Here is a 24725-nt window from a genome sequence, read left to right as displayed (position 1 = left end):
CTGCTCTCTTTGAGCGCGCAGACTATGAGTGTGGTTTTCGATTCGCATGCCGCCCATCAGGATACCGATTTTCATGTGCTGAATGATGTCGTTGATATTCCCGGCTCTCAGTTTCAGGAAGACCTGAAAACCACTGACAAATACGGGCTCGATTGTCAGCACTGCTGTCATTGTCACGGCGCGCAGCATATTTACCTGCCCGTAGCAGTAAAAGCACTGAATACCGATAATCAGTTTTACCCCCGTCATTCCCTTATTCAGCCTCTGACGGAAGGCCACTGGAGCAATCTGCTTCGACCTCCTATCGCTTAGCTAACAGGCTTAATTCATGCTTCGGCGTAAGCCGGAGTGCTTGTCATCGTTAAGAGATAAATTCAATGAAACATCGCTTTTTAAGTGCGGGCTTGTTGCTCGCACTCAGTACACCGCTGTGTGCGACGGAATCGGCTGCCTGGTCGCAGTGGGCAATGCAAACAGTGCGGCAGCATCCCTCCATGCAGGCTTACACACATCAAATGACTGCGTCGGAATATTCCGCCGCAGCAATGGCCCGTCCCCTTTACAACCCGTCTTTCGATAGTTCACTTGAACGGGAAGGCAGTGAAACCAATTTTCAGGTAGGACTGTCGTCCGATATCGACTGGTGGGATGTAAAGCAATCTCGTACCGGACTCGGCGATTTGTTAGCCCAACAAGGGCGACTCGGTGTCACCATTATCACCAATGATTTACTGGCAGAGCTCATGCGAGCGCAAGTGCAGGTCGCACTGGGCGAGCAGGCTTATGCATTAGCCCAGCTTCAGGTGGAGCAGGATCTACAGTTACTTGAGCTGACCCGCGCACAAGTTGAAGCTGGTGAGGTTAACCATACAGAATTAGCGATGGCGAAAGCCGTGGTTGGCCAGGGAATGGTGGTAGAAAATCAGCGCATGCAGGACTGGCTGGATGCCAGGCAGTCACTACAGGCACTGGCTGGGGAGCAGGCTATGAGTCATCCGGTCAGCGAAGCATTCTGGCAGCAGACACTGCCAGGGATCGCCGCTATCGAATTATCCCGGCTACCTGTGATGCAACAAGCGCGGCTTAACTGGCTGAGCGCGCAGGCTAACGCCGACATGCAACTGAAATCAAATAAACCTGTTCCGAATATCGGTGTTGGGGTGGGCCGCCAGGCTGGTGAGTCTTTGGTATCGCTCAATTTGTCTGTGCCGCTTCAGTGGCGCAATGACTACTCAGAAGTTAATGATGCCGCCCGTGAGACCGCGATGGTCAGCGAGCAGGAAATGCATGCACTAATGCGTAGCACCAAAGAAGCCCTCGACAATGCCGCCCTGCGTTTAAAACAAAGCAGAGAGCGCTTTCTGCAGTGGCAGGCATTGCATGAAGACGATCTTGCCAATGAGGTAAAGGTGCTTCAGTCGCGCTATGCACAAGGCGACTTAAGCCTTTCTGATTATCAATGGCAGGTGCAACAGTTGCGAGACGGCATGCAGGCCGCTCTTACACTTAAAGGTAACTTTCAGCTTGCCACAATCGAATATCTGCATATCACTGCCCGTCTGGCAGATCACATATCTTCCTTGAAATCACAGGAGCAGTAACATGAAGGATTTACCAACTTTATTGAAAACAGTGAGTTTGCTCGCTGTACTGAATATTTCTCCGGTTTTCGGGCAAAGCCATCTGTCACATGAACCTGCTCATGGCGAGCATTCTGATGAGGGAGAGCAACATCACAAAGAAGCCGGCGCGCAGGAGCACGGTGCTAACAATAATGCTAATACACCCGCTGAAGCTGCGCATGAAAGCGAACATGACGAACATGGCCATGGCGGCCATGGAGAGCAGATCGAAGTGGCCCTTTCTGAAGCGCAGCGTGACCTGACAGACATTCATCTGGAAGTGCTGTCGCCGATATCACTGAGTCAGCAGGTCTATGCGCCCGGTGAGATAAAGGTGAACGGTTACCGCAGCTACATTATTTCCCCTCGGGTGAGTTCGGTGGTGACTGCTCGTCACGCCGCATTGGGCGAGAAGGTCAGTGCCGGGCAGCCGCTGGTTACCTTGTTCAGTGAGGAAATGATTAACGCGCAAAGCCAGCTTCAGCAAACCTATGTTGAGTGGCAGCGGGTCAGCAAGCTAGGGCAGCGTGCAGTGGGGGAAAAACGTTTCATTGAGGCGCGAACCAATTACAACGCCGCCAGTCGGCGCTTGCAGGCGCTTGGCCTTTCTGCTTCCACCATCGAACTTATTGAAAAGAACGAGCGCTACCCGCTGGGCGAATATACTCTCACCGCGCAGACGAGCGGCCTCATCATGACCGATGATTTTAATCAGGGGCAGCGTATTGAACCCGGACAACCGCTGATGCTGTTGTCTGATGAAGCCCACCTGTGGGTGGAAGCCCGCTTGTCGGCACAAAACGATCTGCACCTCGCGCTCGGCGACGAGGCCAGCGTGATAGTGGGTGACATGTCTGCGAGAGCCATAGTTACTCAGGAATCCCACACCATTGATCCGGTAAGCCGTACCCGCACAGTGCGGCTAGAACTGGATAACACCGCGCACCGGTTTCATTCCGGCATGTTTGCTGACATTTATTTCAACGGCCCGGAAACTCAAGGTGTACTGGCTGTGCCGCAATCTGCACTGATGCGGGACGCCGACGGAGAGTGGCAGATTTTTACCGAAACCGAAGACGGCGACCTGTCACCGGTAACCGTGACGCTGGGGCCTAAGTTCGGCGAATGGCAGGCGGTAAACGGTGTCAGCGCAGGTACAACCTACGTTAGCCGTGGAGCCTTTTTCGTTGCTTCAGAAATCGCCAAAGGCGGTTTTGATCCACACAACCACTAACAGGACTCAGTATGTTTGCAGGTTTAATTAATCGCGCAGTACAACTGCGTCTGATTGTACTTCTGGTGCTGGCGGGCTTGTGTGCCTTTGCCGCGCTGATGATCCCCCGGCTGAACCTGGATGCGTTTCCTGACGTGACCAACATTCAGGTTGCCATTAATACCGAAGCGCCGGGCCTGGCTGCTGAAGAAGTAGAGCAACTTATCACCTATCCCATTGAGGCCGTGATGTATGCGCTGCCCGATGTGGAAGAAGTGCGCTCTATTTCGAAAACCGGTTTATCCGGCATAACGGTGGTGTTTCGCGAGGGCACCGATGTGTACTTTGCTCGTCAGCTGGTGTTTGAGCGATTGCAAATCGCCGCAGACATGATCCCCGAAGGTATTGGCATGCCGGCTATCGGCCCGAACACCTCGGGACTGGGTCAGGTTTACCAGTACCTGCTGATTGCCGATGAGGACTCGGGCTACGACAGTATGGCGCTGCGCAGTCTGAATGACTACCTCATTAAACTGCTGCTGATGCCGGTGGATGGTATTACTGAAGTACTGTCTTTCGGAGGTCATGTTCGCCAGTATCAGGTGAATCTCTGGCCTAACCGCTTATTGTCTTACAACCTTACCCAAAAGGATGTGGTGGAAGCCCTTTCTCGTAATAACAATAATGCTGGTGGCTGGTATATGGAACGAGGGCCGGAACAACTGGTGATTCGGGGAACCGGCTGGCTGTCTTCCGGTGAGGCGGCATTGGATGAAATAAGACAGATCCCACTGAAAACCGAAGGTGCAGCCATTATCACGGTGGGCGATGTAGCCGCAGTGGAAATGGGCAGTGAAATCCGCCAGGGGGCGGTAACCATGTCGCTGAAAGATGAGCAGGGCAAGGTGGAAAGCCGGGGCGAAGTGGTATCCGGCGTGGTGCTTAAACGCATGGGGGCAAATACCAATTCCACCATTCAAGGCATTAACCAGCGCATCGACCTTATCAACGCAGCACTGCCGGATGGTGTACGCTTTGAGCCCTACTACGACCAGGCTGATTTAATTCGTCAGGCGGTGGATACCGTGGTCAACGCACTGCTGCTGGCATTTTTATTTATCGTGGTGGTATTGGCGCTGTTTCTACTGAGTGTGCGGGCTACATTACTGGTGCTGATTTCCATTCCTGTGTCTATTGGTCTGGCGCTGGCCATGCTCAGTATGCTGGGGGGTTCTGCCAACCTGATGTCACTGGGCGGTATGGCGGTGGCTATAGGCATGCTGGTGGATGGCTCTGTGGTGGTGGTGGAAAATATTTATCAGAAGCTGCCGAAAGATAGCACTGCCGGTGGGAATATTATCGAACTGGTAGTCAGTGCCGCTCAGGAAGTGGCACGGCCGGTGTTTTTTGCCACACTGATTATTCTGGTGGTATTTACGCCGCTGTTCAGCTTTGAAGGGGTAGAGGCGAAGCTGTTTCAGCCTATGGCTATCGCCATTATGCTGGCACTTGTCTGCGCGGTTGTTGTTGCCCTTGTTTTCGTTCCGGTGTTGTCGGTATATCTGCTTAAGGCGCGTCCTGTAGTGCAGCGCGCTAATCCTGTGCTGCTGAAGCTGGAGGCAGCCTACACACGACTCCTCTCTCTCTCCATGTATCATCGTAAAGCCGTTGTTGGTATTGCGCTGGCGCAGGTGGCCATAACAGGTTTACTCATTCCACAATTGGGGACAGAGTTTGCGCCTGAACTGGAGGAAGGCACCATTAACTTGCGGGTTACGTTGGCCCCTTCTGCCAGTTTAGATACCGCCTTGGGGGTCGCGCCAAAACTGGAAAAAATGCTGCTGGAATTTCCTGAGGTTACGTATGCGGTTAGCAAAATTGGCCGCGCAGAAATTGGTGGTGATCCTGAGCCGGTCAACAATATTGAAATTTATATTGGCCTTAAGCCGGTGGATGAGTGGCAAACCGCGTCAAGTCGCGTGGGCTTGCAGGAAGCCATGGGCCGCAAACTTGAAATGCATCCGGGCTTACTGTTCAACTTTTCACAGCCCATTTCTACAAGGGTAGACGAGTTGTTATCCGGGGTGAAGGCGGAGCTGGCAATTAAGCTGTTTGGCCCTGATCTGGATATGCTGGCTGATTATGGACAGCAAATCACCGACGCCGTGGCGCGCATTCCTGGCGCCCGGGATGTGGCCATGGAGCAAATCAGCGGTGAGGCCCAATTAGTGGTTCGGCCTGATCGCAGACAGCTGAGTCGCTATGGCCTGGACGTGGCAGATGTGATGGATCTGGTGCAGCAGGGCATTGGTGGCGCATCAGCAGGACAAATCATCAGCGGTAACGAGCGATACGATATTGTGGTGCGCTACAACGAATCGTTCCGCGATAATATTGATGCCATTAACGAGCTGCGCTTGCTCAGTGCACAGGGCGCCTGGATACGGCTGAAAGATGTGGCATCGGTGGCGATAGAGTCTGGTCCGCCGCAAATACGACGGGACGATGTGCAGCGCAGAGTGGTGATCCAGGCCAACGTTGACGGTCGTGACATGGGCAGCGTGGTCAACGATATTCATGACGCCATCGATTCTCAGGTTTCGCTTCCGGGTGGCTATGCGGTGCAGATTGGTGGTCAGTTTGAAAATCAGCAGCGCGCCATGCAGCGCCTGACGCTTGTGGTGCCTGTGTCTTTACTGATGATTGCGCTATTGCTGTATTTCGCATTTACTAACGTACGGCTAGTGGCTCTGATCATGATAAATATTCCGCTGGCTGCGGTGGGCGGGGTACTGTCTTTGTATGTGAGTGGTCACTATCTTTCAGTGCCAAGCTCAGTGGGTTTTATCACCCTGTTCGGGGTTGCGGTGTTAAACGGTGTGGTAATGGTGGAGAGTCTGAATCTCAGGCTTAATAATCAAGTGGATGCGATGGAGGCGATTATTTCCGGAGCATGCTCTCGACTCCGGCCAGTACTGATGACCGCACTGACCTCTGCACTCGGGTTGATCCCCATGCTACTTTCCAACGGGCAGGGGGCTGAAATCCAGAAGCCTCTGGCAGCAGTGATTGTTGGGGGGCTTATCAGCTCAACGCTACTTACATTGGTGGTGTTACCCACGCTCTATCCCTGGTTTGCCAAAGTGAAAACAAACGCGTAATTATTGTCTGAATTTTATCTGACAAGACAATCATTATGCCCCGCAGCCTTGCCGATTTGGCGAAAGCTGCCGGGGCGACCCGCTTATACTGGTTGAATCTACTATCGCAGTCTGTCAGAGAGCGGGCTGTGCTTTCTTTCTATATCCGGAGTGTTTAATCATCATGAGTCGTTTACAAACTGTTGTTCAGCATCCTGCTGAAGCCCCTTCAGAAAGCTATGCTAATCCAGAAATTTTGCTGGAGGGTAATCCGCTGTTAGAAAAGTGGGCGCACGTTGCAGCCGGAAATGACAAAATTAAAGTTGGCGTAATGACCTGTGAGCCCAGCGTAAACCGTTCGGTGAAAAAAGGCTTTTTCGAGTTCTGCTATATGATTGAAGGATTGGTAGAACTAACGGAAGATGGCGGAGATACGGTAACTTATAAAGCCGGCGATACGTTTTTAATGCAGGAAGGCTTTCATGGTACCTGGCGCACTATTGAAAAATACAAAAAAGTGTATGTGTGTGTATATGATTGATCAATATTAATAAAAAAACACCGGCGCTCAGTGTTCTGGCCGCCGGTGTTTTTATATCTGGTTTAGTAACCTCGCGTTTTATCTACTTCTCCAACCATTTTTTCATTGTTAAGCCATAAACGGAGATTCTCAACAAGGCGGGTTGCTGCGGTATCATTACGGGTGACGGTTGCGGTATGCGGTGTCACGTGCACATTAGGGTGGTCCCAGAACGCATGGTTGGGCGGTAATGGCTCTTCGTCAAACACATCGAGCACCGCTTCACTGAGGTGTCCTGCATCCAGCAGATAAAGCAAGTCATCATTAACGAGTTGCTCACCCCGGCCTGCATTAATCACCGCGGCGCCTTTAGGGAGCTGGCTCAGAAGTGTCTGGTTGAGGATACCACGGGTATCTTCGGTCAGCGGTAACAGCGAAATCAGAATATCCGTGCCCGGAAGCAGCGCCTTCAGACCCTCCTCGCCATATTGTGTCGTCACTCCCTCAATGGACTTTTCACTGCGACTCCAGCCCTGAACAGTAAAGCCGATTTGCCTGAGCAGAGTGGCTACGCTGCGCCCAAGGGTGCCTAACCCCATCACGGTGATCGTACATTCGTGGGGTAATTTAACCGGATGAGCCTGCCACAGAGATTGTGCTGCCTGACGCTGATAGCGGAACTGCTCACGGTGCAGCATCATTACGGCTGTCAGCACATAGGTTTGCATCTGGGTGGCTATAGACGGGTCAATCATACGAACCAGCCTGATGTCAGGAGAAAGAGATGCGGGGGCGAACTGATCAACACCGGCACCAACGGAGAAAATAGTCTTCAGGTTAGGCAGAAGTGACTGGTAGTTCTCCGGCAGCGTCCAGGTTATAAAGCCATCGACTGCTTCGGGAGCCGGCACATCTGGCCAGATATGCCAGCGCACGTCAGGAAGCGCTTCGGCAACGGCTTGTTGCCAGCATTCCCCCCGCGCAGCAGGTCCTTTATAAATGAGGGTTAGCGACACAATTATTTTTCCGGCTTAAATAAGGTATTAAGGGGGTAATGAAGCTTTTCTATTGGTGACTTCAGCACGATATAGCTGAAATACTTGGCTATACCGAAATCTTTCTCAAGAATTTCTTCCATCAGTGTTTGGTAATGGGTAATACCGCGGGTGACAAACTTCAGCAGGTAATCATAACCACCACTAATAAGGTGGCATTCAATGACTTCGTCAATAGTGCGGATATTGCGCTCAAATTTTGCAAAATCTTCCATGTGATGATCAGTCAAAGTGACTTCGGTGAATACTGTGGCAGTTTCGCCGAGTTGCTCCAATGCAATTTTAGCATTGTAACTGGTAATATAACCCGCCTTCTCCAGACGTTTGACGCGGGCCAGACAAGGACTGGGTGACAGAGCAACGGCATCGGCCAGGTCGGTGTTTGTGATACGGCCATTTTTCTGAAGCTCGGCCAGGATATTTATATCAATTCGATCTAGTTTCATGTCAGGCACGTTGAATTCCTCTTATACTGCATTTTTCTTCACATTACCGTTATCGGGTAAAACATGCATCTTTTTACCCTCAGCAACAAGGAAATAGGAAGAAGCCGGACCAGATGGCCCGGCTTTACGTATTAAAACGCGTATTTCACACTCAGCTTAGCCTGACGAGGATTACCCGGCATGGTCCACATCGCAGAGTAAGAACTGGCGTAATACTCTTCGTCAAACAGGTTCTCGATATCAGCATTGATGCTGAGATCATTCGTAATATTTACCGAGCCGAAAATCCGTACCGTAGTATAAGACGGCAGCACATAGTCAGGGTCGATCAGTTCACCTGGACGGTCATCCACGTAAGTCAGGCTCGCGCCCAGTTTAGCGTCTTTACCCGCAATGTTAAGGTAATGAACTGCCGTTACATTCAGTTTGTTTTCCGGAATGTTAAGCAATTGCGTCCCCTCCGGGATCTCCACCCCCCAGTCAGCATTCACGATGGCATTCGATGTTTTGGCATCGACAAAAGCGTACGCCACCGTCAGCATGGTGTCTTCACCAAGCATGGCGGTCAAATCAACTTCAACACCCTGGCTCTCAGCTTCACCAATGGTGTCAGAGAAACCTGAGTGCTCTGGATTAGGATCTGCGGCCAGTACGTTAGATTTTTCTGCGCGGAAGAAAGCGACAGTACCGGTAATACCTTCATCAGCGGTGCTGAACTTCACCCCGGCTTCATAAGACTTACTTTCTTCCGGTTCAAACGTCTCACCATCAAAGTTTGAGCCAGAATTCGGGCGGAAGCCTTCAGAGTAGCTTGCATAAAGGGTATACAAGTCATTGGCTTCATAAACCAGACCAACACGCGGGCTGGTGGCGGTTTGTGATTGACTGGTAATCAGGCCGGAGAGATAAGACTCAAAGTCCTGTTCGTAGTCGTCAAAGCGGATGCCGCCCTGAATTTTGAATTTTTCAGTAACGTCGATTTGATCCTGAAAGTAAATACCCACGGATGACTGATCTTCGGTATCAAAACGAACCGGGGACAAAGCGGGCAGTTCCTGACCGTAAACCGGATTATACTTATTTACCGCATAAGTGGTGTCGTTCACACCCCATGCGACCCGCCAGCGGTCCTGTGTGATATCAAGGGTATATTCATAGGCATCAGCACCGATTAACAGGTGGTGAGCCATACCTGCTAAATCCACCGTACCGCTGAATTCCAGTCGACCGGCCAGGTCTTCACTTTCGTAGTTACGGTACAAACGACGGCGATTAACCGTTTCTTCAAAGCCTTCTTCTGTAACCAGCTGACGTCCACCGAGTTCCACCTCTGTAGAATAGCCCTCGAAGCCGGATTCCCGGTAGCTCAGGCCCGCCAGAAAATTCCACTCGTCATTCAGCTTATGCTGAAAGGTAAGCTGGTGGCCGGTAGCATCAATTTCGGTCGGACCATCAGCCGGCTCACCGTAATAAACTTCAATAGGCACATCGCCAAATTCATAATCGGTAACGATGATACCGCGGTCAAACGGGAGTTCCTGGTCCAGATATTCCAGCTCATAAATCAGGCTGGTATCGTTGGAGAAGTTGTAACGGAATGATGGGCTGATAGAAATCTTATTGGTTTCCACCGTATCGCGGAAGCTGCCTGCATCTTCGTAGGCACCGTTCACCCGAAAAGCGAGATCCTGAGTGACAGCGTTAGTATAATCACCTTCTACACGGTAAAGATCATAGCTGCCTATCGTCGCCTGAATGTAACCTTCTTCGTAAAACTGCGGTTTCTTTGTGATTATGTTAATGGTACCACCGGGTTCACTGCGGCCGAACAGCGCAGAACCAGGGCCTTTAATCACTTCGATAGACTGGATGTTGGAAGTTTCGCGGCGACCGCTATAGCCACGACCCGCGCTGAAACCGTTTACCAGGTAGCCACCGGGCAGGTTCTCATCTCCGGCAAAGCCCCGGATGGCAAAACTGTCCCACATGCCGCCGAAGCTATTTTGTCTGGCAATGCCGCTGGTAAAATCCAGCGCATTCTGGAAATCGTTGACGCCTAGATCGTCAAGCAACTCTGCACTCACCACATCAATATTCTGTGGCATGGATTTAAGTGGCACATCACCACGGTAAGCCTGACGCTGTTGTACCACTTCTATTTGCTCGACATCTTCCTGATTCTCTGATGTTTGTGCGTTGACTGTAGATGAAAGGGCGACTGTCACAGCGCTGGCAAGCACTGAACGTGTCAGAATTCTTCTGTTTAACATGGTGCGTTCTCTCCAATTAGTTCACTGGTCAACGGCAAAAGCATTATCCTCTGAGCATATTTTATTTAATGTAATTAAAGCTTCTTATTGTTGGTGGATAATTCTTCCACAATTAGTATAAGGCTATCGTACCCCTGAAATTGCGCTGAAAAAGGTCATCACAGCAGTTAAAAGTTTTAAGCGTAGGTTCAATGCGGCATATTCTGCTAAACACTGTTTTTGGATGAGAATTGAACAAGTTTAAACCTGGACGATAAGACTATCATAGCTGGAGTAATGAGAAGATGACTACTGTGTCGGCTACGAAGTAGTTGAGGATAGCAATAAGAGGGAGGACGTATGTATTGGCAGGCTAAACCCGCGCATCATTTTAAGTGGAAGCATTACACCTAATATCGAGGTGTTCAATGAAAAGACAAAGACGATCAGTCAGTCCGGAATTCAAACGTGATTCAGCCGGCCTGATAGTTAATCAGGGTTACAGTATGGCCGAAGCTAATCGCGCAGTAGATGTACATGAAAATACTCTTCGCAAGTGGGTTGGGCAACTTGAAGCAGAGCGCGGCGGCAGTACACCCAAATCCAAAGCGTTGACCCCAGAGCAGCAGCGTTTACAAGAACTAGAAGCACGCGTAAATCGCCTGGAAAGGGAAAAGACCATATTAAAAAAAGCTACTGTAGATTCAAATGAACAAAGCAACAGTTTGACTAAAATACTGATTTGCGTGGATACATTTGATGAAACGAGCAAAGCGAACATTTTCACAAGAAGAGAAAGACCTAGTCTTTGATTTATGGAAGCAAGGCATTGGTTTTAGCGATATTGGCAAAGTGATAGATGCTGCTCCAGGTACCGACGACTTAAAGCAATGCTTGCAGATTTAAGCCTGGAACATCGAATACTGAAAGATATCGTCGAAAAAAAGCTGTAAAGCCAGCGATAAAGCGTGAGTTGGTCGACTATGCGCGAGAGCAGCATGGTGCCAGTTTACGGCTTGCTTGTCGCGCTGTTGGCATTAGCGATTCGGTCTATCGTTATCAGCCTAACGAGATTAGAATAGTAAATAAAGAGAGTTTGTAGCACATAAAATCATCCTTGAATTGTATTTGATTATACTGCAACCACTTCCTTTCATTAGCACAATAATTATACATAAAGTTAATGTTTGCTCAATTGCTTTGTTTGATATTTATACAGGTCGAGCAGTTAATGTATTTTGAAAGCATCAATTTGGTGCGTTATTTTTTAAATATTTTGCGTAAACCCCTCATGTTAATGACGATTAACATTACCTACACACTTACGCTGGCTGGTTTACTATAGCTCGACAGAGTTTGGTGTTCGATGAGCCAAATTAACAACTGAAGCCGATGTGGTTATACATGTTATTAAAATAGGTCCGCAATTTAAGTTAAGCAGAACATTACTTAAATTGCGTACTCACCGGTTCTTCTAAACTAGAGCAGCATTGATTTTTTTAGGAAGAGCTTTCTTTCAAGACACAAAAAAACCGACTCGAAGTCGGTTTTAATATCTTCTTCGTTAGAAGAGATGGCCCCAGTGGGCGGACTTGAACCGCCACGCTATCACTAGCAACGGATTTTGAAAATATCACGTCTATTTTTAGTGCATTAAATCAATATCCTAAAAGCATAAAAAGACATTTTGCAAATTCTTTGCAAGTAGTAATGTTTTCCTCTACTTCCTCACATCCTTTTTGAAGCGTTCTGCGTTTTCACGCTCTTGCGCTTCCACATCGCCTTTCCCAAAGAAAGCCCAAAACGGCTTTGGAATTTCAAGAGCACGTTGTGTGGCAGGCCTCTCGTCAATTCTGTCGAACCAGGCTTGCAAGTGAGGCAAACCATCAACACTGACATTCGCCCAATAATAGGCGCGTGCCCATGTGTAGGTCGCCATATCTGCGATGGTGTATTCGTTGTTTACCAGAAAGTCTTTACCTTCCAAGTGCGTATTCAGGACTTCCATCAGTCGTCGACTTTCATCAACGTAACGTTTAATAGCGAACGGATCTTCATTGCCGTTTTTAGCCGCTATACGCTGGAAATACATTGCCTGGCCCATCATTGGTCCGACACCGCCCATTTGGAACATCAGCCACTGTAGTGTTCTCGATTTCTCATTAGGGGCGGATGGAAGAAATTTCCCGTACTTCTCAGCCAGGTACCAAAGAATGGCCCCTGATTCGAAAACAACAAAGTCGTTGTTGGAGCGATCTACTATGGTAGGGATGCGGCCATTTGGGTTGAGCTTCACGTAGTCCGGCGCTTTTTGCTCGTTCTTCGAAAAGTCGATGTGCGTTAAATCGTATTCGACCCCCGCTTCTTCAAGAAAAACAACAGGTTTCCAGCCATTCATTGTAGATGCTGTGTACACGTGTATATCTTTTTGTGAACTCATTGTCGTAGTCTCCTTCGCGTATCAGTATGCAATAACGTGCCAAAGCAGTGCCTCAGAATGATCAGTAAATAACATTGAAAAAACTCCGCTATTTTTCTTCTACAATAATGGCGATAGCCGTCTGCTCACCAAGATTTGTCACTCTGTGGGTCCACGCCTCATGCCACATGACATGACCGTCAGGAACATCAGCTGCAATCGGCTCGCCACCAAGCGTTTCAATTTTTAACTTGCTGCCTTTTTCAAAATAAACCGTTTCGGTGTTGTGACGGTGAAACGAATCACTTTCGCCCGGCTTTAACACCATTTTTAAAACCAGGGCTCGTTCATTTTCGAGCAACAATTCATACTGTTCCGGTGAAGCAATGTGTCCGGGGTCATGTTGCTCGTGAGCATGAGTACTGACAGTCGCTGCTATTAATAAAAACAGTGCGGATTTCAATATGGCACGTAAAATAGACATAAAAACTCCTCAGACGTTTTTCAAAGACGCCGCTTTAAAACTTGGTTAAAAGTGTTTGTTGATGTGGGCTTCAAAACGTTTGAAATCATTTTCAACGTCTGCGTTTTTCATCACGTCGAAGCTGGCAAAGGTTTCCAGTGGTTGCATGCCAAAGAACTTAAAGTTCATATGCATTGGGAACATCAAATCGTCGACAGATTTGCCTTCAAAAAACTCATCACTATCGTTGAATGATTCTTCAGGCGCATTAAAGGTGATAGACATCATGTATTTAACATCCGTTAAGGTGCCACCCATGCCATAATTTTCTTTTCGAGCATCCTCGTTTCGACCGTCGCCCTTACACATAGCGCCGCCCATTCCCGCGGTGTACACTTCATCCATGTATTTTTTGAATGACCAGGGTACCCCCATCCAGTTACACGGTGTCTGAAGGATGACTATGTCCGCCCATTGATGATGTGCTAACTGTTCATCCACATCATATTCTTCTGCCATGGTTACTAGTCGGGTGTTATAGCCTTTGCCTTCAAGCAGAGTAATAGCCTTATCAACGAAAGCAGCATTTAACTTACCTTCTGAGAATGGGTAATACTGGTGAGCGTTAATGATTAGTACATTGCGAGAACGTGTGGTGCTCATTGAAAATCTCCTAACTTGGTTTGAGGTCTCTAACGGTAGTAAGAGTGTTTTCTCACTCAACTTCATGTGGTATATTTTAGTAACCTCTAAACCTTAATCAATTAGTATACTTTTGGTAACCTGGTAAAAATGGGAGGTTCTTTTTGGAAAGCTCAGTAAAAACAGACAGTAAAGGAAGAAAAAAAGTTTATAACGCGTGTATGGAACCTTGCGCGATAGAAAAGGGCATGCGTTTAATCGGTGGAAAATGGAAAGGCTCAATTATTTATCATCTTAAGGATGAGCCGGTTAGGTTTAACGATCTCGCGCGAATGCTGGGTGGTGCAAGTAAAAAGATGGTTGATCAAAGGCTCAAAGAGCTTGAAGACGAAGGCATGGTGTTACGGAAGGTCATCAATGATAGGCCGGTTGCTGTCACTTATGAGCTGACCGAATTCGGGCGAACAGCGTTGCACATATTAGATGAACTGAGGGTTTGGTCTGAAACTCATGATGTGCAGATAAACACTAAATAGTTTTCGATTGGCTTTTAACTTCAGATATTTCATGAAGTGTAGTTTTATAAATGCCGAATAATATGAGTCAGTAAGTCGATAATCTTATGGACGAAATTCCTTATTGTTACATTATTGGGTGTCCACGTTTCGTTTGTTCTCCCGATAAATTTGCGGTGTGGAGCCTGAAATCCAGACAAAAAAAAACCGACTTCCGTCGGTTTATTGTTTTCCCCTAAAGGGAAGAATGGTACCAGTGGGCGGACTTGAACCGCCACGCCCGCAAAGGCAACGGATTTTGAAAAGTTAGGGTCTTAAATAGTTTCTTATATTCAATTGGTTAAGATGTTTAAAAGACGCTTTGCAAATTCTTTGCATGAGTTCCGGTTGGCACTCGATGTATCATAGATACCAATGTCTCGAACATCACTCTTATCGTTAATATCTGATTCAACGGTTTTGGTATATTCTACTGGTAAGCTAAATTTTCCCGTAGGGTGCTAATAATGGATTATTACGACATCATTGGTGACGTTCATGGACATGCGTCCAAACTCAGGCAACTTTTGGTTAAGCTGGGTTATGTTGAAAGAAATGGTTGTTATCAACATGAGTCACGCATCGCTATTTTTGTTGGTGATTACATTGATCGGGGCCCGGAACAAGCTGAAGTCATCGCCATTGTGAAAGCCATGACTGATGCAGGAAATGGGCTTGCGATTATGGGGAACCATGAGTTCAATGCAATTTGTTATGCTATTCCGGATCCAGCTAATCCGGGGCAATATCTACGAAAGCACAATGATGGTAACTACAAGCAACATCAAGCTTTTCTGAATGAGTTCCCGCTAGATAGTCAGCAACATACAGATGCTATTGAATGGTTTAAAACATTGCCGGTGTATCTGGACTTAGAACATATCAGAGTCGTCCATGCTTGCTGGCATCAGCCTGCCATTGTTCAGCTAAAAGAAATCTTAAATGAGGATAATACCATTCCGGATGATGTGTTTGTAACTGCCTCCCGGCCTGAACACGCCCATTTTCGCCTCATAGAGGATGTTGTGAAATCACCAGAAGTGAAGTTACCCGATGGCTTTTCTTTTTTAGATTCAGGTAAGAAAAAAAGAACAGCTATTCGGGTAAAGTGGTGGGCAGAAGATATCCCTACTTATAGGAATTTGGCACTTAGCATTCCGCCTGCTAGTTTGGATACATTGCCAGATATGCTGGTAGAAGACGTTTATACCTATGATTCCGATAAACCAGTGTTCTTTGGTCATTATTGGATGCAGGGTGAGTGCGTACCGCAAACCGATAAAGTCGCCTGTACGGACTACAGTGTTGCTAAAGGTGGCGATTTGGTGGCCTATCGCTGGTCTGGTGAATCTGAATTAATGGCCAGGAACTTTGTTAGGTCAAATTAGCTAAAAGGAATTGAACGTGAATCAAACGAATATGGCAGATATACCTGAAGAATTACAAACCAGAATCAGCGACATATTATTTTATAAGTGGGATCCGCTTAACTTGTCCAATTCTAACTGGCCTAAGTCCGAGTATGATTCTTATGTGGCTGAGGTATTCAGGCTAAGTTATCAGCGTGATGATTGTTCAGAGCTTACTGCATATCTCGGTAAATTGGCGACTGAGCATATGGCCTGTGCCAAAAATGAACAGCATGATAAGGCGGTAGCACAACTGTTATTATCAATAGTTAATGATACAAACTATTATGCTGGCCATGCAGTGATTGAGATTGATACCAGTGACACTGGAGAAGTCGCTGATTGGGATGCGCTAGATATGGATAAACTTGACTCAACTGTTTCACTCAAGAAGTCACTGTCCTTATCCCATGATGAAATCGAAAAGTATTTTGCATGGCTAGAGCAATTTTCTTTTGAAGTTCGCGGCGACGGTGTCTCAGTTGAGTTTGAGTTATTGCCAGGGCTGGGTGAGAAGGTCACGGTGAGTCTTGGTGGTAAAGAACTCGTATTGCGCGATTATCTCTAGCGAATCATTTCGCGCCAGCCCTCATAAATCATCACCATGGCAAGCGTATCAAGCTCACAATACTTCAATAGTCCATTGCGCAGCTCGTCACGTTCGTAGTCGCTCATTTGTGTAAACTGCATTTTTGCATAAGCAGTTTGTGCGAGCCCACCGTTGTTGAGTTCATCGGCGTCAGATATCAGTTCCTCAACTTCTTCTGTGACGTCAGAAAAGAGTTTGGGTAAGCTTTTATAGGGATCAATAACGTCACCGTCCGCTGTGAATTGTACCCAGGTATGCTGACTAAAGTTATGGCTGGGAATTTCGCTACTACCGTAAATCGGAGAGCTGTACTTTTGCTTTAGGTATTGCGAGCTGTTTAAGATTGTAGGCAATACCGCTTTAATTGAATTAGAGCCTTTCATAGCGGGATCGTAAAAGTACTTTTTAACCAGTACCCATAAGTCGACCATATCCCGTTCACCGCACCAGCTTTTAGATGAACTAGACGACGAGTGTGTGATGTTCTCGATAAATCCCTGAAGCTCCGCAGCATCTGGTTCACTACTTTGTTCCAGCTGTTCGTGTAGCATGTTGAGGTAACTGTTCTCATGATTGGAATAGCGAAAGATCGTACCGTTATCTGTTTCTAACTGTGCTTTGAGCGCCCGCACGAACTCAAAGTTAGGAAACTCTCCCGGCGTGGCAGACAGAAACTCTCCAGCATGATCAACGCGGCCGTCCTCAAAAACTTTGTGGTGGGAAAACTGAAATGCAACCCCTTCATAAGGGGCCATACCAGCAAAAAAAGGAATGGCCACTGCGCTGGTTTCAAAATCAATAAAATGGAGTGGGTAGGTCCAGGAGGCCATTTCTGCTTTAAGCGAGTCTTCATCAATATAGATAGAAGAATCTTTGTTTTGAATTTTTTCGATCTGTAGCCACTGCCTTTCAGTCGTATTTAACGCTGGTTCAGAAGATTCAGCCAAACCCACCATCTCTTTAGTTAAATCGGCAACTTTAATAACTCCATCATTGATTAAAGAATCCACTTTACGGAAACTCCAGATATCCAGAACCGTTGGCTCATCAAAGTCGGCATCACTCCAATGGAGTTGTTCTTTCCAGCATTCGTGAAATCCGCTGCGCTTTTCTGGCGTGACTTCATTATGATGCAGATAAAACTCACAGTTTTTACATTTCTTGCCAATAACTGGGGCTATTTTTTCATCACGTTCATAATAGTCAGCGAGTGCAGAAATGTTTTGTTCAAAACTATGGGCTGGGAAGCCGTGCTGTAAGTCACTTTCTAAAGCGACCTGAATAGCATTGTTAACGTTAACCCGCGTTAACAATGGCGTTGCTAAATCATCGTCAGTAAGGGCATTGGAAACCTGAATGCCTTTGCGAGAGTGCGCGTCCCGAACAATCTTGAATTTCTGGTTTAAACCATCGGTAGGGCAGGTAGCTGATTTGTCTACCAACATTAAGTAAGTATCAACAGTCGATTGCGGGAATGCACGCTTAACAACATAACGCTGAAACGCGGCATCAAAAATATAAGGCTTCCATTTGCTATCAACCTTGCCAGAAGTATTTAGAAAGTCTTTGTCTTTCATTGCGCTGTAAGACTTAGCTTTTACTTCAATCAACTCAAAGTGATTGCCTTGCTTGACGAGGATGTCGACACGGATAAACAAGTTCTCAAACTTAACCGCCGCTTCAAATATGACTACGGAATCCTGAGCAAGTAATTCGTTGGTTTTGGCTAAAGCCTGCTTGTAATCTAATGATCCAACTTCGTCACCACCAGGGTAAGCAGACTTTGCTAGCTCGCCGACCTGATATCCCCCTTCGGCAAGAGCTTCCATGAAGAGGTCATCAAGTGACTTATTAACGTACTCTTTTTTGTTGGTATAGAAGAGCTTAGTCGGGCATTCTGTTGCTAGCTTGAAGCGAGACTTGGTGAGGTAGCGTCCTGTCATTTATTTTTTCCTTAATTCAACATCTCTATATGTTTGCAGCACAACAGCTCTAACATTCAATATAGTGGTCTAGCGCGCGGAGCTCTTTTAGATATTCCAGAAAAATAGTAATTAATTCACTGTGAAACGCCAAGGGCTTCCCACTATTACTCGCTGTTCTTAAATACCAACTGCCACTTCTTTTTAATTCCAGTGTTTTCACATTGTCGTTGACTACTTCAAGCTTGTCTTTATCACCCTTTGCGTTTGTCAGGCTATTAATGGCAATGTTCGTATGATGGTTTTTACTGTCAATGGAGACGGAGAAGCGTATTTTGAAATGCGCGCTGATAGCTTTGGCAAAAAAATCAAATTGTATAAATCGGGCATCTTGATATGTGTTTAAGTCTAAGAGAAATTCATAAGGAATATTGCCGAGTAGAAGGGAATTCTCAATTTCTGATCTGAGTGCTTCAATCAGTGCCATGACTTTGTTGTCAAGATCGTATTTTTCAATTCTTCTTCGGTAATCATCAAGATTGGCGGGAGGTTTTCTAATTGACCTTGGTTTTTCATTGAAATTATCGTTGTCATCAATGAAGAAACACATCGCTTTGATAGTGTGTCTAATGTAGTCCGTTATAGGAGAAATTTGCCCACAACTTTCTTCGGCCAACAAGTCTCTTAACATCTTCAGTACTGTGCCACACTGTTGTTCTTCAAAGTTTTTCCATTTGAGCCAACAAGTAGAGATAGATGATTTTGCGGCAGGATCGGTTATTACATTGAATTCTTGTCTTAATTTACCTCCGGCTATTTTTTCATCCGGAGTAAGGTAACACAGTGCTTTGTGTTTGGCGTTTTCATTTTCCAAGCACTCAAGATATCTTAACAACTGATTATTACCGGCGCTATCAGGCGATACCTTATTTTCGATATACAATATTAAAGTTTCATCCTTTAGCGCTTCCTTTCCTTGACCGTCAATTTCAGTAATGGCAATTCTAATGTCAACTTTTGAAGAGTTGTCCTGTTTCTCTGATATGTCCTGTTCTACACCGACGATGTAATTATATTTTTTGCTTTTTTCGTGCAGATAATCTGTTAAAAAATCGCTGTTTATCTGGCTATTTAGCTCTCCGACAAAGTAACGGAAAAAGCGGTCTGACAGACCATGATCTTCATTGCTATCGAGTAGGTAAGACAGCCACGCGGTGAGGGTGACTTCTCGGACAGATGAATTGCCACGTTGCAGAACACTGAAGATATTCAATATAAATCCCTTTTTAATTAAATACGTTTACACTCAACGTATAAACATAGTGAGTTTTACTCAACTTTTGTTTTTATACTAAAGTATGGTTTGGGTGTTCGGCGTATTATATGTCTCAGTTTAGGGAGGTGGACAAATTCATTTATGAATGAGCCGTTCCTAGATCTTTCGATTGAGCATTTGATTGACTTATATGAAAACGTAAAAAGTCTGTAGGATAAGACTAATTCCGGAAGGTGGGAGCAATGAATACAAAAAAACGATATTACATCAGTTTATTTTTTCTTCCGCAAAGGAAGAGTGGTACCAGTGGGCGGACTTGAACCGCCACGCCCGCAAAGGCAACGGATTTTGAATCCGTCATGTCTACCAATTCCATCACACTGGCATTCGACGTGGTGTCGATGAGTGGTGCATTATAGCGATACGCGGCACTCTGACAAGTTTTTTTTACGTAAAAATGCACTTTGACGGGTTACTTGAACAAAGAATATTCAACCGTGAGGTCGAAGGCGTATATCCAAACATTTTTAAGTGATAATTTTACCCGGCATGCCGCTTCCATTTAGGGTGTGCTAGTCTATCGATAACAAAAATATGAGATTGCCATGATGAAACATTGGTTTGCAGCTTCATTTCTTGGCACTTTGATGTGATGAGAGAAACATGGCGAAAGTAGCAGTGCGCAGTAAGAAACATAATAAAAAACGGACGGAAGAGCAGCCAGGAGAAACTCAAGGGCCAGCAATGCGCGCGGGGTTTGTTCGCCGCTTGCTCGCCATGGTATACGACACACTGGTTGCCATCGCAGTAGGGATGTGCGCTGCCATGGTTATGATTGTTGTGCTTGTTGTACTTCTCAGCAACGGCATATTGGATTTACAGGGGTATGACGATCCTTCAGCCCTTATTCAGCATTCTTTTTTGTATAAAACCTTAATCCAGATTTGGGTAGGGTTATGGATTGTTGGCTTCTTTTTATGGTTTTGGAAAAATGGCGGGCAAACTATTGGCATGCGGGCGTGGCGACTTCGCATTTACAGTACGGTGGAAGTGCCCATGGGGTGGGGCAGGTTAGTACTGCGCTTAGTGGCGTCCTTGGGCGGGCTTGGCACTTTGCTGGTATTGTTCGACGTTAAACATAAGCAATCACTGCAGGACAGGGTGGCTAACACCGAAGTCCTGCAATTAACAAAAGAAGCAAATGACCACAAAAGTTGGTAGAAGCGTGTGTCCTAAACCTCGGTTACCTTCTCAATAGCAGCGCAGCAACACCCGCGAAGAGCAAACTGGGCAGTAATGCGCCCACAAAAGGCGGTAGTGAATACACCAGGCTTAACGGTCCGAACACTTCATTCGTGATGAAGAAACCAAAGCCTGTTAATACGCCCATTATCACGCGGGCTCCCATGGTTACGCTGCGCAGAGGCCCAAAAATAAAAGACAGGGCCATGAGCAACATTACTGCTATGGAAACGGGCTGCAATAGCTTGCGCCAGAAAGCCAGCTCATAACGGGAGCTGTCCTGGCCATTGCCTTGTCGGTACTGAACATATTCATAGAGGCCCTGGATAGACAGGGCTTCTGGTTTAATGGCCACGATGCCCAGCTTATCCGGGGTCAGGGTTGAGTTCCATTGTTGTCGGGGTTGTTCGAGTACCGAGATCTCGGTATCTGAAAAACGGGTCACCGATACGTCTTCCAGCCACCATGCTTCGCCGTCGAAGTGGCCTTCTCTGGCAAACGTTAAGGTGCTCAGCGTGAGATCATTATTGAAATCAAAAATGCTGATATCCCGGAGGGACTCCCTTGTTACTACTTGACCGATACTTACAAAGTGCTCACCGTCTTTGGCCCAGGTGAGTTCATCCGATGAAAAAAGGCTACCACCGGAAATCGCTTCGGTTCTGATTTCTTTGGCCTTAGATTCGCTGTAAGGCGTTACCCATTCGCCTACCGCCATAACAAATAGAATCATGACCACCGCTGATTTCATGGCGGAATTGATAATGTTCCAGCGACTCAACCCCGCGGCCTGCATGATCACAAGTTCACTGTTACTTGCCAGCAGACCCATACCGATGAGCCCGCCGAGCAGGGTAGCCATGGGGAAAAACTGTTCTAAGTCTCTCGGTAAGCTAAGTAATACGTACAGCCCTGCAACAGTCATGTCGTAGTTACCTTCGCCCAGTTTTCTTAGTTGCTCGACGAACTTAATTAACGCAGACAGGCCAATTAACACCGACAAGGTTACGGTGACAGTACTCAACAGTGTGCGGGCAACGTATAAATCGAGGATGCGAAACATTTATTTTCTCCTCAGTAAACGAGCACGTAACTCTGTGCCGATTCGCCTGTCACGCACAATTAGCGTTATGCCAATTACCAGCATGATGCCATGCACCCACCACAAGCCTAGCTGGATAGGAATTTTACCATCTTCCAGTACACGCCGACTTGCAAGAAGTAAGAGAAAATAACCAAGGTACAAAAGTATAGCTGGGAACATTTTACCGAATCGTCCCTGGCGGGGATCTACCGAGCTAAGGGGTACCGCAATTAACACCAAAAAGGGAATGGAAAGTGGAATGGCAATGCGCCATTGAAGCTCTGCTCTGGCTTCAATGGAATCGTCCAGCCAGAGTTCGTTGGTTGGTAATACACTGACTTTTCTGCGCGGTTCATCCTGCGCTTCGTCGGCTATTTGTATCTGGTATTCGTCAAAGGCAATTTTGCGATATTCCATCTCGGTTTGCGTGCCTTCATATTGTACGCCTTCCCGCAGCACCAGGTTGCGTGTGCCATCAGGATTATTTTGAATGTGACCAGTTTGCGCCTGCACCACCCGAACGCGATCTTCAGTTCCTTCCTGTTGATTTTGCGACAGGAAAACCCGTTTTAGCTCATCATTTTTGCTGTCGACGTCCTGCACAAATATAACGGCTTTTTCATTACCTGTTTGCGTGAACCTTCCGGGCATAATTGCTGAAAAGCCTGCTTCACTTCTGGCTTTTTCGCGTAGTTGGTACTCACTTTCAGCTGCTGAAGGCGCTAAGTAAAGGGTGATAAACCCAGTCAGTAGCATTATTACTACCGATAGCAATAGCATAACTCTAGTAACATACCATTCACTGACACCGCAGGCTTTCATTACTGTCATTTCTGAATCGACGTACAGGCGACCATGGGCCAGTAATATGCCAAGATACGCACTGATGGGCAGTACCAGTGAAGAAAGAATAGGGGCGTACAAGCCCAGGAAACCCAGTACGAGTCCGGCGGGAATATCCCCGTCTGAAGCATCGCCTAATACACGCACGAAACGCAGCGTTACGAAGATGGCCATCAAAATGAAAAAGACGGCCATCTGCGACTTCAGTGTTTCCTTTATCAGATAACGGAATATCAGCATTCCGGCACCTCTGGAAAAATTGGATTTATAGTGAAAATGCGCACAATTTTGAGTAAACTAACTGTTTTTACAAGTTTTGCCTGTATATCAATAACCCGATTGCATGAAAACGGCGCGATTTATCCGGTTTGACTATCATCGTTTACCGATGTTAACCGGTCTAACGACAGAAAGCGTCGAACGCAGACTTATATTGCCTTATGGCTGCGTATTAAAACACAAAGCAGCGCAAAACGTTATGCGAATTTATCGTCATGCAAATCACAAGATAAAAACAGCGAGGTGATATCGTGGAATTTAATGTAAAAAGTGGAAGCCCTGAGAAGCAACGTAGTGCCTGTATTGTTGTGGGCGTTTTTGAGCCACGTCGCCTGACCGCGGTAGCAGAGCAACTGGATGAAATCAGTGAAGGCTATATCAGCAATTTGCTGCGACGGGGTGATCTCGAAGGCAAAGCAGGACAGATGTTACTGCTACACCATGTGCCAAATGTGCTTAGCGAACGAGTTTTATTGGTAGGTTGCGGCAAAGAGCGCGAACTTGATGAACGTCAGTATAAGCAAATCATCGCTAAAACAATCACTACGCTGAATGAAACCGGCTCAATGGAAGCCGTGTGCTTTTTAACCGAGTTACATGTCAAAGGCCGTGATACTTACTGGAAAGTGCGTCAGGCTGTAGAAGCCACTCAGGATTCCCTTTACACCTTCCTGCAGTTGAAAACCAAAAAGGGCGAACCCCGCCGTCCCTTGCGCAAAATAGTATTCAACGTACCAACCAGAAGAGAGCTTACCGTAGGTGAGCGGGCCATTGAACACGGTCTGGCGGTATCGAAGGGCGCAAGTCTCACTAAAGACGTGGCTAACATGCCGCCTAACATTTGTAATCCCGCGTATTTGTGGGAGCAAGCGCAGGCATTAGCAGCAAGCTACGATTCCATCTCTGCGGAAGTGGTGAACGAAGAAAAAATGGCAGAGCTAGGAATGAATTCATACCTGGCTGTTGGCCGTGGCTCAGACAATGAATCGCTCATGAGTATTATTCACCATAATGGTGGGCCTGAAGGCCAGGCACCCATTGTACTGGTGGGGAAAGGCCTTACCTTCGATTCTGGCGGCATTTCCATTAAACCGGGCGAAGGTATGGATGAAATGAAGTACGACATGGGCGGCGCCGCCGGTGTACTTGGCACCATGCAAACTGTGGCTGAATTGAATCTTCCTGTAAACGTTATTGGTGTACTCGCCGGATGTGAAAATATGCCAGACGGTAAAGCTTATCGCCCAGGTGATATTCTCACCACCATGTCCGGGCAGACGGTAGAAGTGTTGAATACAGATGCTGAAGGGCGTTTGGTGCTTTGTGATGCCTTAACATACGTGGAACGTTTCGAACCGGAATTGGTGATTGACGTAGCAACCCTCACCGGGGCCTGTATTGTTGCCCTTGGCAGCCATGCAACCGGATTGATGAGCACCCATAACCCATTAGCACATGAATTATTAAATGCATCAGAGCAAAGTTCTGACAGGGCGTGGAGATTGCCGGTTTGGGATGAGTATCAAGAGCAACTGGACAGCCCATTTGCTGATTTCACCAACTTAGGTGGCCGTGCTGCGGGCTCTATTACAGCTGCGTGTTTCTTGTCTCGGTTTACTAAAAAATACAACTGGGCACATATGGATATCGCCGGTACGGCGTGGCGCAGTGGTAAAAATAAAGGCGCAACAGGACGACCGGTCCCTATGTTGTCCCAATTTTTAATGAACCGCTCTGGTATTAAGCAAGAGGATTGAG

The 24725-nt window shown here is 46.9% G+C and carries 20 protein-coding genes, 1 tRNA gene and 3 pseudogenes; 13 read left to right on the top strand and 11 right to left on the bottom strand.

The window, feature by feature from the left end; translation table 11 throughout:
- Positions 1 to 9: 9 nt before the first annotated feature.
- From ACXACM_RS18635 to ACXACM_RS18615, 5 genes are all read left to right on the top strand, one after another.
- Entirely contained in the window at positions 10 to 312 is a 303-nt protein-coding gene (locus tag ACXACM_RS18635; protein WP_474823625.1) for a hypothetical protein, read from the top strand.
- Positions 313 to 377: 65 nt separating this feature from the next.
- Complete coding sequence (locus ACXACM_RS18630) at positions 378 to 1601, top strand: TolC family protein (protein WP_474823624.1); 1224 nt, start codon at positions 378 to 380, stop codon at positions 1599 to 1601.
- 1 nt (position 1602) lies between these two features.
- Complete coding sequence (locus ACXACM_RS18625; protein ID WP_474823622.1) at positions 1603 to 2856, top strand: efflux RND transporter periplasmic adaptor subunit; 1254 nt, start codon at positions 1603 to 1605, stop codon at positions 2854 to 2856.
- Between the two features lie 11 nt (positions 2857 to 2867).
- Positions 2868 to 5996, top strand: coding sequence for an efflux RND transporter permease subunit (locus ACXACM_RS18620; protein ID WP_474823621.1), 3129 nt, complete (start codon positions 2868 to 2870; stop codon positions 5994 to 5996).
- A 163-nt stretch (positions 5997 to 6159) separates the two neighbouring features.
- On the top strand, positions 6160 to 6516 hold the full coding sequence (locus ACXACM_RS18615; RefSeq protein WP_474823620.1) for a cupin domain-containing protein: 357 nt from the start codon (positions 6160 to 6162) through the stop codon (positions 6514 to 6516).
- 62 nt (positions 6517 to 6578) lie between these two features.
- On the opposite strand, the gene ACXACM_RS18610 is transcribed toward ACXACM_RS18615, so the two are convergent.
- From ACXACM_RS18610 to ACXACM_RS18600, 3 genes are all read right to left on the bottom strand, one after another.
- A complete protein-coding gene (locus ACXACM_RS18610; protein ID WP_474823618.1) occupies positions 6579 to 7511 on the bottom strand; it encodes a 2-hydroxyacid dehydrogenase in 933 nt (310 codons plus the stop codon).
- A 2-nt stretch (positions 7512 to 7513) separates the two neighbouring features.
- Positions 7514 to 7996, bottom strand: a complete 483-nt coding sequence (locus tag ACXACM_RS18605; protein ID WP_474823617.1) for an Lrp/AsnC family transcriptional regulator — start codon at positions 7994 to 7996, stop codon at positions 7514 to 7516.
- Between the two features lie 131 nt (positions 7997 to 8127).
- A complete protein-coding gene (locus ACXACM_RS18600) occupies positions 8128 to 10266 on the bottom strand; it encodes a TonB-dependent siderophore receptor (RefSeq protein WP_474823615.1) in 2139 nt (712 codons plus the stop codon).
- Between the two features lie 407 nt (positions 10267 to 10673).
- Here ACXACM_RS18600 and ACXACM_RS18595 point away from each other — a divergent pair.
- The 3 pseudogenes from ACXACM_RS18595 to ACXACM_RS18585 form a co-directional block, all read left to right on the top strand.
- A pseudogene (locus ACXACM_RS18595) lies at positions 10674 to 10937 on the top strand (transposase); the annotation flags it as partial.
- Between the two features lie 67 nt (positions 10938 to 11004).
- A pseudogene (locus ACXACM_RS18590) lies at positions 11005 to 11121 on the top strand (IS30 family transposase); the annotation flags it as partial.
- A pseudogene (locus ACXACM_RS18585) lies at positions 11121 to 11323 on the top strand (IS3 family transposase); the annotation flags it as partial. The pseudogenes ACXACM_RS18590 and ACXACM_RS18585, both read left to right, overlap by 1 nt.
- Positions 11324 to 11965: 642 nt before the next feature.
- Here ACXACM_RS18585 and ACXACM_RS18580 read toward each other — a convergent pair.
- The 3 genes from ACXACM_RS18580 to ACXACM_RS18570 all read right to left on the bottom strand — a co-directional run bounded on the left by ACXACM_RS18580 (position 11966) and on the right by ACXACM_RS18570 (position 13790).
- Entirely contained in the window at positions 11966 to 12685 is a 720-nt protein-coding gene (locus ACXACM_RS18580) for a glutathione S-transferase family protein (protein ID WP_474823614.1), read from the bottom strand.
- Positions 12686 to 12773: 88 nt separating this feature from the next.
- Positions 12774 to 13148: an MBL fold metallo-hydrolase gene (locus tag ACXACM_RS18575; RefSeq protein WP_474823613.1), complete on the bottom strand. Its 375-nt coding sequence runs from the start codon at positions 13146 to 13148 to the stop codon at positions 12774 to 12776.
- A 45-nt stretch (positions 13149 to 13193) separates the two neighbouring features.
- Entirely contained in the window at positions 13194 to 13790 is a 597-nt protein-coding gene (locus tag ACXACM_RS18570; RefSeq protein ID WP_474823611.1) for an NAD(P)H-dependent oxidoreductase, read from the bottom strand.
- A gap of 143 nt (positions 13791 to 13933) precedes the next feature.
- On the opposite strand from ACXACM_RS18570, the gene ACXACM_RS18565 reads away from it, so the two are divergent.
- From ACXACM_RS18565 to ACXACM_RS18555, 3 genes are all read left to right on the top strand, one after another.
- Positions 13934 to 14305, top strand: coding sequence for a winged helix-turn-helix transcriptional regulator (locus ACXACM_RS18565; protein WP_474823610.1), 372 nt, complete (start codon positions 13934 to 13936; stop codon positions 14303 to 14305).
- A gap of 485 nt (positions 14306 to 14790) precedes the next feature.
- Complete coding sequence (locus ACXACM_RS18560; RefSeq protein WP_474823609.1) at positions 14791 to 15711, top strand: metallophosphoesterase; 921 nt, start codon at positions 14791 to 14793, stop codon at positions 15709 to 15711.
- A gap of 16 nt (positions 15712 to 15727) precedes the next feature.
- The gene (locus ACXACM_RS18555) at positions 15728 to 16300 is read left to right on the top strand and encodes a hypothetical protein (RefSeq protein WP_474823608.1); all 573 of its coding nucleotides are present in this window, start codon (positions 15728 to 15730) and stop codon (positions 16298 to 16300) included.
- On the opposite strand, the gene ACXACM_RS18550 is transcribed toward ACXACM_RS18555, so the two are convergent.
- The 3 genes from ACXACM_RS18550 to ACXACM_RS18540 all read right to left on the bottom strand — a co-directional run bounded on the left by ACXACM_RS18550 (position 16297) and on the right by ACXACM_RS18540 (position 19904).
- Positions 16297 to 18264: a DUF2779 domain-containing protein gene (locus ACXACM_RS18550; protein WP_474823606.1), complete on the bottom strand. Its 1968-nt coding sequence runs from the start codon at positions 18262 to 18264 to the stop codon at positions 16297 to 16299. The two genes, ACXACM_RS18555 and ACXACM_RS18550, sit on opposite strands and share 4 nt — an antisense overlap.
- Positions 18265 to 18313: 49 nt before the next feature.
- Positions 18314 to 19516, bottom strand: a complete 1203-nt coding sequence (locus tag ACXACM_RS18545) for a PD-(D/E)XK nuclease family protein (RefSeq protein ID WP_474823605.1) — start codon at positions 19514 to 19516, stop codon at positions 18314 to 18316.
- Positions 19517 to 19817: 301 nt separating this feature from the next.
- Positions 19818 to 19904, bottom strand: a tRNA-Leu gene (locus tag ACXACM_RS18540).
- A gap of 359 nt (positions 19905 to 20263) precedes the next feature.
- Here ACXACM_RS18540 and ACXACM_RS18535 point away from each other — a divergent pair.
- On the top strand, positions 20264 to 20740 hold the full coding sequence (locus tag ACXACM_RS18535; RefSeq protein ID WP_474824414.1) for an RDD family protein: 477 nt from the start codon (positions 20264 to 20266) through the stop codon (positions 20738 to 20740).
- A gap of 22 nt (positions 20741 to 20762) precedes the next feature.
- Here ACXACM_RS18535 and lptG read toward each other — a convergent pair whose 3' ends face one another.
- Together lptG and lptF are read right to left on the bottom strand one after the other, a co-directional pair.
- Positions 20763 to 21824 (bottom strand): LPS export ABC transporter permease LptG, encoded by a 1062-nt coding sequence (gene lptG, locus ACXACM_RS18530; protein WP_474823604.1) that lies wholly within the window; start codon positions 21822 to 21824, stop codon positions 20763 to 20765.
- A complete protein-coding gene (gene lptF / locus ACXACM_RS18525) occupies positions 21825 to 22928 on the bottom strand; it encodes an LPS export ABC transporter permease LptF (RefSeq protein WP_474823602.1) in 1104 nt (367 codons plus the stop codon).
- Between the two features lie 290 nt (positions 22929 to 23218).
- On the opposite strand from lptF, the gene pepA reads away from it, so the two are divergent.
- On the top strand, positions 23219 to 24724 hold the full coding sequence (gene pepA, locus ACXACM_RS18520) for a leucyl aminopeptidase (protein ID WP_474823601.1): 1506 nt from the start codon (positions 23219 to 23221) through the stop codon (positions 24722 to 24724).
- The last annotated feature ends 1 nt before the right edge of the window (position 24725 follow it).

It is taken from the genome of Alteromonas sp. AWQ4_252 (assembly GCF_056158205.1).
This window is presented reverse-complemented; position numbering and strand designations above follow the sequence as displayed.

Bases quoted from the DNA above. Each gene is read 5' to 3' on its own strand.
- ACXACM_RS18630 (WP_474823624.1), top strand. From the start codon at position 378: ATGAAACATCGCTTTTTAAGTGCGGGCTTGTTGCTCGCACTCAGTACA.
- ACXACM_RS18570 (WP_474823611.1), bottom strand. From the start codon at position 13,790: ATGAGCACCACACGTTCTCGCAATGTACTAATCATTAACGCTCACCAG.
- ACXACM_RS18535 (WP_474824414.1), top strand. From the start codon at position 20,264: ATGCGCGCGGGGTTTGTTCGCCGCTTGCTCGCCATGGTATACGACACA.
- ACXACM_RS18605 (WP_474823617.1), bottom strand. From the start codon at position 7,996: ATGAAACTAGATCGAATTGATATAAATATCCTGGCCGAGCTTCAGAAA.
- ACXACM_RS18580 (WP_474823614.1), bottom strand. From the start codon at position 12,685: ATGAGTTCACAAAAAGATATACACGTGTACACAGCATCTACAATGAAT.
- lptG (WP_474823604.1), bottom strand. From the start codon at position 21,824: ATGTTTCGCATCCTCGATTTATACGTTGCCCGCACACTGTTGAGTACT.
- ACXACM_RS18560 (WP_474823609.1), top strand. From the start codon at position 14,791: ATGGATTATTACGACATCATTGGTGACGTTCATGGACATGCGTCCAAA.
- ACXACM_RS18620 (WP_474823621.1), top strand. From the start codon at position 2,868: ATGTTTGCAGGTTTAATTAATCGCGCAGTACAACTGCGTCTGATTGTA.
- lptF (WP_474823602.1), bottom strand. From the start codon at position 22,928: ATGCTGATATTCCGTTATCTGATAAAGGAAACACTGAAGTCGCAGATG.
- ACXACM_RS18575 (WP_474823613.1), bottom strand. From the start codon at position 13,148: ATGTCTATTTTACGTGCCATATTGAAATCCGCACTGTTTTTATTAATA.
- ACXACM_RS18600 (WP_474823615.1), bottom strand. From the start codon at position 10,266: ATGTTAAACAGAAGAATTCTGACACGTTCAGTGCTTGCCAGCGCTGTG.
- ACXACM_RS18625 (WP_474823622.1), top strand. From the start codon at position 1,603: ATGAAGGATTTACCAACTTTATTGAAAACAGTGAGTTTGCTCGCTGTA.
- ACXACM_RS18550 (WP_474823606.1), bottom strand. From the start codon at position 18,264: ATGACAGGACGCTACCTCACCAAGTCTCGCTTCAAGCTAGCAACAGAA.
- ACXACM_RS18615 (WP_474823620.1), top strand. From the start codon at position 6,160: ATGAGTCGTTTACAAACTGTTGTTCAGCATCCTGCTGAAGCCCCTTCA.